6 protein-coding genes, 1 tRNA gene and 1 pseudogene are annotated in these 7,829 nt (G+C 69.0%); 5 read left to right on the top strand and 3 right to left on the bottom strand.

Features of this window, described 5'->3' with window-relative positions:
• Positions 1-212: 212 nt before the first annotated feature.
• The gene (locus tag FL311_RS38665; RefSeq protein ID WP_141332663.1) at positions 213-605 is read right to left on the bottom strand and encodes a hypothetical protein; all 393 of its coding nucleotides are present in this window, start codon (positions 603-605) and stop codon (positions 213-215) included.
• 86 nt (positions 606-691) lie between these two features.
• On the opposite strand from FL311_RS38665, the pseudogene FL311_RS38660 reads away from it, so the two are divergent.
• The 4 genes and pseudogenes from FL311_RS38660 to FL311_RS38645 form a co-directional block, all read left to right on the top strand.
• Positions 692-841, top strand: a pseudogene (locus tag FL311_RS38660) (IS21 family transposase); the annotation flags it as partial.
• 871 nt (positions 842-1,712) lie between these two features.
• Positions 1,713-3,227, top strand: a complete 1,515-nt coding sequence (gene istA / locus FL311_RS38655) for an IS21 family transposase (RefSeq protein ID WP_141332662.1) — start codon at positions 1,713-1,715, stop codon at positions 3,225-3,227.
• Positions 3,208-3,975 carry an IS21-like element helper ATPase IstB gene (gene istB, locus FL311_RS38650; protein ID WP_141332661.1) on the top strand — a complete coding sequence of 256 codons (768 nt, stop codon included), beginning with the start codon at positions 3,208-3,210 and terminating at the stop codon, positions 3,973-3,975. Before istA ends, istB begins: the two co-directional genes overlap by 20 nt.
• A 794-nt stretch (positions 3,976-4,769) precedes the next feature.
• Positions 4,770-4,843, top strand: a tRNA-Ile gene (locus FL311_RS38645).
• A gap of 328 nt (positions 4,844-5,171) precedes the next feature.
• On the opposite strand, the gene FL311_RS38640 is transcribed toward FL311_RS38645, so the two are convergent.
• Together FL311_RS38640 and FL311_RS38635 are read right to left on the bottom strand one after the other, a co-directional pair.
• Positions 5,172-6,494 carry a hypothetical protein gene (locus FL311_RS38640; RefSeq protein ID WP_228557364.1) on the bottom strand — a complete coding sequence of 441 codons (1,323 nt, stop codon included), beginning with the start codon at positions 6,492-6,494 and terminating at the stop codon, positions 5,172-5,174.
• A gap of 231 nt (positions 6,495-6,725) precedes the next feature.
• The gene (locus FL311_RS38635) at positions 6,726-7,283 is read right to left on the bottom strand and encodes a hypothetical protein (protein WP_141332660.1); all 558 of its coding nucleotides are present in this window, start codon (positions 7,281-7,283) and stop codon (positions 6,726-6,728) included.
• Between the two features lie 179 nt (positions 7,284-7,462).
• Between FL311_RS38635 and FL311_RS38630 the strand changes: the two genes are divergently transcribed.
• On the top strand, positions 7,463-7,720 hold the full coding sequence (locus FL311_RS38630; protein ID WP_046714565.1) for a ribbon-helix-helix domain-containing protein: 258 nt from the start codon (positions 7,463-7,465) through the stop codon (positions 7,718-7,720).
• Positions 7,721-7,829 lie beyond the last annotated feature (109 nt).

Raw genomic sequence — 7,829 nt, 5'->3', positions numbered from 1 at the left:
TGCTCGACACCGACTCCGCCGCTCTTTAGGCCACTCCCATCACCGGGCGCGCGCGCTGACGCTCGCGCTCGGTGATGCCCATCAATCAGGCGGCTCGCTCGTCCATCAACCAGCCCGCCTCGCAACATCGACGAGCGCGCTCAATCCATCGAAGCCCCGGCGCATGTCCACCGGAGCCGCGTACGCGAAGACGCGCACCGCGCGCGTGAGCGTCAGCACCCCAGCGTCCCCAGTAGCTGCGCGGCGCTCTCCACGCTCAGTCCTTCGACTCGCCAGCCGCCCGGCGACACCAGCACTACCTGCTGCACTCCCGGCCCCGCAGCTGCGGCGGGACGTGCGCTGACTCGCACCGGCACCAGGGCCGCGCTTGTCTCAACGGGCTTCGGACGGGAGCGGCCCTTGCGCCACTCGTAGAGCGTCGGTCCGGACACGCCCAGCTTCTTTCCCGCGTCCGTCACTGTCCCACCCGCCGCCACGGTGTGCTCGGCGTAGCGCACCGCGAAGGCGCGCAGCGCCTCGGGGAACGGCAATGAGCCGCTGCGCCTCCCTGCCTTCAACCGCTGCGCTTCCTGGCGGAACTGCTCCAACTCCTTCTCCAACTCCACGGACCACCTCCTGGCGTGTGGCCAACGGTGGTCTCATGAGCGGCTCGGTCCGTCACGACGGGGCACGGCGAGGTCTTACGCTGCCCCTGCCGGTGGAGCCCTTCCGGTACTACGCCTTCGGCGAGCGCGTGGTGCACCTGGACGGGCACGTCGAGGTGGAGGGCGCGTACTACTCGGTGCCCCCGGGCCACATCGGCCGCAAGCTGCACGTGCAGTGGGACAGTCTCCACGTGCGTCCGGTGAGCGGTCGGGTAGACCAGGGAGGTCACCCTCCCTGGCCCCCCACAGATCCGGACGTGCGGGACTACCGCATCCGGCTCTTCGGCTCATGGGTTCGCTGCGAGAGTGCGGTAGCGGTGGATGATGCTGTTGATGGTCACCAGGGAGCGCGTGTTCTTGGACCGGTCGCCGGGAGTTGCCTGTTTCCAGGGGTGAGCCTCGTGGACCAGGTGGCCGAAAAGTGGAGGGGCGTGCGCGGAGCGGGTGGAGTTGCAGGCCGCGCGCGCCCAGAAGACGAAAGGCCCTCCAGTAGCCGCTGGAGAGCCTTCCTGAGACGGCGCGCCCGGGTGTGCGAATGGGGCGGGCCGGTGGTCCAGAGGTAGCGCACTCCCGGGCGCGGCGCCAGAAGCCGACGTGCGCGGGAGTCCGGTGGAAACGCTGCGCTTCGTGGTGTGCGGTCGGCCCGAGTGCCGACAGGTGTTCTTCCTCTGCTCCGCGTGTGACAGGGGACGACGCTACTGCGCGACGGCGTGCAGCAGGCAGGCCCGGGCCAGGTCATTGAGAGAGGCGGGCCGACGCTACCAGCGGACCCGGGATGGGCGGCATGAGCATGCGGCCAGGCAGGTGGCGTGGCGGCAGCGGCGGAAAGTGACGCATCAGTCTCCACGGCCAGGCACCGCGGAGGAGACGGTAGCCCCCGAGCCGACCCGGCCCGTCATGAAGGCGGACACGCAGGTCGGCCCCGCGAGGCCCCTGTCTCATGCACCGCCAGCCCCTCCCACCTGCGCGTCCTGCGGACGCACCAGCCTCTTCACCCGCCACACCACCCTGGCACGCACCCACCTGGGGCCGCGCTGGCGCCGTGCGCATCCCCCGTGAGGGGGGACGATGATTTCACCTGAGCTGACGGCGCGCATCCGCCGCCTGCATTTCGCCGAGCACTGGACGGTGGGCACCATCGCCGCGCAGCTGGACGTCCACCACGACACCGTCCGGCGTGCCCTGGCGCTCGAGCGCGTCAGCGGTGCTGGGGTGCAGTCGGTACGGGCCACGCTGTTGGACCCGTACAAGCACTTCCTCCAGGCCACGCTGGAGGCCCACCCACGCCTGACGGCCAGCCGTCTGTTCCACATGGTGAAGGCACGCGGCTACCCCGGAGGCCCGCTGCAGGTGCGTCGCTACGTGCGCACCGTGCGCCCGGAGAGTCGGGCCGAGGCCTTCCTGCGCCGCACGACGCTGCCTGGAGAAGAGGCCCAGGTGGATTGGGGCCACTTCGGCAAGGTGGCCGTGGGCGGCACGAAGCGGACGCTCTGCTGCTTCGTGCTGGTGCTGGGCCACAGCCGCGCCATGTACGCGCGCTTCTTCCTGGACATGACGCTGGAGAGTTTCCTGCGCGGCCACGTGCTGGCCTTCGAGGCGCTGGGCGGCGTGCCGCGCGCACTCTTGTACGACAACCTGAAGAGTGTCGTGCTGGAGCGCTCTGGTGACGCCATCCGCTTCCACCCTCGGCTGCTGGAGTTGGCGGGCCACTACCACTTCGCCCCCAAGCCCTGCGCGCCCTACCGGGGTAACGAGAAGGGCAAGGTGGAGCGTACCATCCGCTACCTGCGCGACTCCTTCTTCGCCGCGCGCGCCTTCAGCGGCCCCGAGGACCTCAATGCGCAGCTCGCCGGATGGATTCGGGACGTCGCTCATGCACGCCGTCAGCCCGGCGACGCCTCCGGCCGCACCGTGGCCCAGGCCCTGGAAGACGAGCGGCCCCGACTGCTTGCCTTGCCCGCCCACCGCTTCCCCACGGACGTGGTGCGGCCCGTCGCCTCCGGCAAGACGCCCTACGTCCGCTTCGACGGCAATGACTACTCCATCCCCCATACCCTGGTGCGTCTGCCATTGACGCTCATCGCCTCGGAGCAGCGCGTGCGCCTGCTGGACGGTGCCCTGGAAGTGGCCAGCCACGCACGTACCTATGACAAGGGGCGCACCGTGGAAGCCCCCGCTCACCTGCGCGCGCTCGCCGCCGACAAGGCCAGGGCCCATGAGCTGCGTGGCAGGGACTTGCTGAGGGCTTGCTGCGACAACGCTGACGCCTTCCTCGCGGCCCTCGTCCAGCGGGACGCCTCCGTCGCCCACCACTGTGCCCAACTGGTGCGCCTCTTGGAGCGACATGGCGCCAGGGAGCTCAACGCCGCGCTGGCCGAAGCCCTCTCCAAGGGCGCCGTGGGCGCGCCCTCCGTGGCGCACCTGCTGGACCAGCGCGCTCGTGGACGCCACCAGCCACCTGCTTTGCCGGCGGTGCTCTCCGATGACCCGCGCATCCGCGCCTCTCGCGTCACTCCGCACTCCCTCACTGACTACGACAAGCTTCTCTCCAAGGACTCCTCCGATGACGACGCCCCTCGCTGAACGCCTCGCCTCCCTCGGCCTGCACTCCACCGCGGGCACACTCGATGACCTCATCGCCCGCGCCACCAAGGCCCGCTGGGGCCCCACCGAGTTGCTTGAACACGTCGCCGACGAGGAGCAGCGCGAGCGCAGTCGCCGGGGCCTCGAGCGCCGCCTGACTCGCAGCCGCCTGGGCCGCTTCAAGCCCATGGCGGACTTCGACTGGGCCTGGCCCAAGAAGATTGACCGCGAGGCCGTCGAGTCCGCCCTGCGTCTGGACTTCATGCAGGGCGCTCGCAACGTCGTCATCGTCGCGCCCCAGGGGCAGGGGAAGACCATGATTGCCCAGAACATCGCCCACCAGGCCGTGCTCAAGGGCTCCTCCGTCCTCTTCACCTCCGCCTCGCAGATGCTGATGGACCTGGCCAGCCAGGACTCCTCACGCGCGCTCGACAGGCGTCTGCGTCACTACACCAGTCGCACCGGCCTGCTCGTCATCGACGAGGTGGGCTACCTCTCCTACGACTCCAGGAACGCGGACCTGCTCTTCCAGGTCGTCTCCAGGAGGTATGAGCAGCGCAGTCTCGTCCTGACGTCCAACCTGGCCTTCTCCGACTGGCCCGGCATCTTCCCCAACGGCGCCTGTGCCACCGCGCTCATCGACCGCGTCATCCATCACGCCGACATCCTCAGCATCGAGGGGCAGAGCTACCGACGCAGGGCCGCCGAAGAAAGCGCGGCCGCTCGCAAGACGAAGGCGAAGCGCTGAACCTGCGCGCCGGGACGGTGGGCTCGCGCACCCGTCCGCCGTCCCGGTCCAGATTCCCGCGCTTCCTCGTGAACGCCAACAGTCCGGACACGCCCAGCTTCTTTCCCGCGTCCGTCACTGTCCCACCCGCCGCCACGGTGTGCTCGGCGTAGCGCACCGCGAAGGCGCGCAGCGCCTCGGGGAACGGCAATGAGCCGCTGCGCCTCCCGGCCTTCAACCGCTGCGCTTCCTGGCGGAACTGCTCCAACTCCTTCTCCAACTCCACGGACCACCTCCTGGCGTGTGGCCAACGGAGGTCTCATGAGCGGCTCGGTCCGTCACGACGGGGCACGGCGAGGTCTTACGACATCCCGGGCTCCGTCCATCACATCTCGGGTGTCTACGGAACTGGGCTACCCCCAACGCTGCCGTCGCGCGGAAGCGCTTGAGAAGGTTGTGGGTGGCGCAGATGAGGCCCCACTCCTCCCGGGCGTCAACGTCTCGGCCCTCCCCTTTGGCCGCTTTTCAGGGGAACTTCATTGGCCGATTCTGGGTGCCCACTGAGAGTTGCCTCCCCCCCAGGATGCGGCGCTCCACCTCGGAGAGTCGATTGGCGGGCGGTCCAGAGAATCGGTCTCACGCTCTCGCAGAGCCCAGGAGTCACGACCTGAAGCCCGGAGCGCGGGAGGCCCTGCTGCCAGCGCCATCCGCCAAGAGCCAGGACCGACAGTCCGCCTCGGGCGCTCCTCCCGAGCCTCCCTGCGTCGAAGTCCTTGCGGCGGCGTCCTTGTCCCGCTATACGGGCGTCACTTTGTGGCCAGGTAGCTCACCTGGTTAGAGCGGCGGTCTCATAATCCGCAGGTAGTCGGTTCAAGTCCGACCCTGGCCACTGCCCCGGACTCACTTTCCCAAGTGATTCCGGGGCTTTTCTTTTCGTGGCCCGGGGCTTCAGCGGACCTGGCATCCCCGCGCTGACCAGCCTGCAAGGACAGGACCCGGGTGGAGACTGGCCCCCTGCTCCCCCGGGAAGGCCACCACGAGCCTCCAGCACCTCGGGGCCCTCCATCCCCCGGGACACGTCGCCACGCAGGAGGGCGAGCGAGCCGCAGGGCTCCCTTCCACGGCGGACCGAGCACTCGTGGAGGAACTGAACCAGGCGCCCCACCGCGCCAGCATGCGCGGCCAGGGGCACCGGCCCGAGTCACGACCTCAGCAACTCACGAGTCGTAACCGGTGTACCCGCGCAGCACCACGACCTTGCGGCTGGCCGGGTAGTACAGCACCGCGAACTGGTTGAACTCGTGGCAGTTCTGGCACGGCACCTCCTGGGTGCCCAGCCACGCCTGCACCTCACCGCCTCCGGTGAACGCGTCGATGGCGGCCAGCAGCGCCGCGCCGTCACCGTAGTAATTCGTGCTCAAGAGGATGCTGTTCGCCAGGCCCGCGCGGTTCGTCACCGTGCCGGCCTCGAACGTCGGGATGTCCCGGTACCCCGGCCACTGGAGCGCGTCGTACGCCGCGCGCAGGCTCGCGGCCGGCTGCGAGCAGCGGGGCGTGGTGTACGCGGAGATGGAGTCCAGCCCGTGCCACGCGCCGTTGTTCGAGCCGTCGTTCCACGCATCCCGCGCCGCCTCCAGCGCCGAGGCGTCAATCTCCGTCAGCGCGAACGGCGTGCTCGGCGTCTGGTCGCAGATGTTCGTCACGTACTGGCACCGCGACACCTGGCGGTACGAGCCACACAGCCCGAAGTCCAGCGTCCCCGCCGGCTGCGCGTGGATGCAGTCGTACACCGACAGCGCACAGGCGGGCGTCGGCCAGACCTCGTACGGGTCGCCCGTCGTCACCGCCAGGCTCGTCACCCTCGGCACCAGCCGCGCCGTCTTCTGCGACACCGCCTGCCCGCCCTGAATCACGTTGAAGGCGAGCGGAATCGTCGTCGGGTCCATCGCCTGCTCCACCGCGGAGTAGGACCAGTCCAGCTTGAAGGTGTCCGCGTCCACGCGCGACACCTGCGGAATCCCATCCGGCCCCGTCACCAGGAGCCCGTCCGCCAGCACGTCCGCGCGGCCCCGGTACACCAGGCTGCTGATGGGGTCCTTCACGTAGACGGGGTCCACCTTCTCGTCGATCCACACCGGCGACGTGCCCCGGAAGTCGAAGAAGCGCGGGTACACCTCGATGCGCGCCGTGTACTGCGTGGGCGTGCCCGTGAAGGTGTTCACCGTGATGAACAGCGGCAGCCCGGAGAGGATGGAGTTCAGCTCGTGCCCCACCGGCAGCACCACCTCGAAGCGGCGCTCGCTGATGATGTTCGCCGTGCCGAAGGCGTCATCCGGCACGAAGCTGAACACATACTGCAGATACCGGTTCGCCGTCGCCTTCAACACCAGCGAGCGCACCCCGTTGCGCGTCTCGAACGTGCCCATCGTCTCGAAGCTCAGCTCCAACGACGCCTCGGACGCGTAGATGCGCGTCGCCGTCGCCTCCGCCTCGGAGACCGCCAGCGCCTGCTCGGGCGCCGGCTCTCCACCCGAATCCATACAGCCCGTCGCTCCAGACAACGCCAGACATGCAATCAATACCTTGCGAAGACGCATCATTCCGCTCCAGGTGGGCTACTCGGGGAAAATCACAATAACGTGAGCACCCGGCCGCACGACGTGTCAATCCCGTCACAGCGCCGCGGGCCCCGAGGAGACCTGGGTTGATACATGAAATGAAAAAGGCGCCGGCCCCAGGGCAGGGGACCGGCGCCCGGGGACGACGAGACGTCAGGAGTCGTAGCCGGTGTAGCCCTGCAGCACGACGACCTTGCGGCTGGCCGGGTAGTACAGCACCGCGAACTGGTTGAACTCATGGCAGTTGTGGCACGGCACCTCCTGCGTCGACAGCCACGCCTGCACCTCGCCACCGCCCGCGAAGGAGTCAATGGCGGCCAGCAGCGCCAGCCCGTTGCCGTAGTAGTTCGACGTCAACAGGATGCTCTGCGACAGACCGGCCCGGTTGGTGAACGTCCCATCCTCGGCGGAGGGAAAGCCCTGGTTCTCCCACGCCAGCTCCTGCATCACCGCCTGGATGGTGGTGGGCGTGGTGGGACACTGGGGCGTGATGTACGCGGCAATCGGATGCAGGTAGTGCCACGCACCGCCGTTGGAGCCCAGGTTCCACGTCGCGCGAGCGGGCTCCAGTGATGAGGCATTGATGGACGTCAGCGAGAACGGCACCGGCGTACACGCCTTGGCCACCGTCGCGACTTCCCGACTCCCCTCCGCGAAGGCGGAGAAAGAAAACACAGCGACCACCGCAACCATCAGACGACGGAAGTTCATCAGTGTGCTCCAGGTGAGGAAGGCGCGGATTAGCACACCAATTTGAGAAACCGGCTAACAAAGGTGTCACTTCCACCCCTCGGGGGCCGGGCCGTTTTGTTGACGAGCCCCCGGACCACCCTCCTAATGCCCGGACACGGCAGTAGCGGCCTGTAGCAGTCCCCCCGGGAGGAACCCCCATGCAGGATGGAAGCGCCAGCCCCCTGAGCCCCGAGCTCGCCCCGTCACCGGGCGCCACGGAGACGCCCGTCGACGCGCGGGGCCCCGAGGCCGACATCGTCTCCACCCACGTCCTGGTCCCCGAGGAGCAGGTGCAGAAGCTGCGCGAGCTGGCGCGGCGGACCCGCATCCACCAGAGCGAGTACCTGCGCGAGGCGGTGGAGGACCTGCTCGGCAAGTACGGCCGCGGCGCCGCCAAGCCCGAGGGCCAGTCGTGAGCATGCTCGCCCAGCGAGGCGCCTCCCCGCGTCTGGGCGAGCCCCAGCCCGTCCTGCGACGCCGCGAGTGGGACGGGGCCTTCCGCCTGCCCCGCCCGCGCCCCTCCTC

This window comes from Myxococcus sp. AB025B (assembly GCF_006518215.1).
In the GTDB taxonomy this organism is placed as follows: domain Bacteria; phylum Myxococcota; class Myxococcia; order Myxococcales; family Myxococcaceae; genus Myxococcus; species Myxococcus fulvus.
The sequence above is the reverse complement of the archived record's forward strand: the minus strand, read 5'-3'. Positions and strand labels throughout refer to the sequence as shown.

Bases quoted from the DNA above. Each gene is read 5' to 3' on its own strand.
- istB (WP_141332661.1), top strand. From the start codon at position 3,208: ATGACGACGCCCCTCGCTGAACGCCTCGCCTCCCTCGGCCTGCACTCC.
- FL311_RS38640 (WP_228557364.1), bottom strand. From the start codon at position 6,494: ATGGATTCGGGTGGAGAGCCGGCGCCCGAGCAGGCGCTGGCGGTCTCC.
- istA (WP_141332662.1), top strand. From the start codon at position 1,713: ATGATTTCACCTGAGCTGACGGCGCGCATCCGCCGCCTGCATTTCGCC.
- FL311_RS38635 (WP_141332660.1), bottom strand. From the start codon at position 7,283: ATGAACTTCCGTCGTCTGATGGTTGCGGTGGTCGCTGTGTTTTCTTTC.
- FL311_RS38630 (WP_046714565.1), top strand. From the start codon at position 7,463: ATGCAGGATGGAAGCGCCAGCCCCCTGAGCCCCGAGCTCGCCCCGTCA.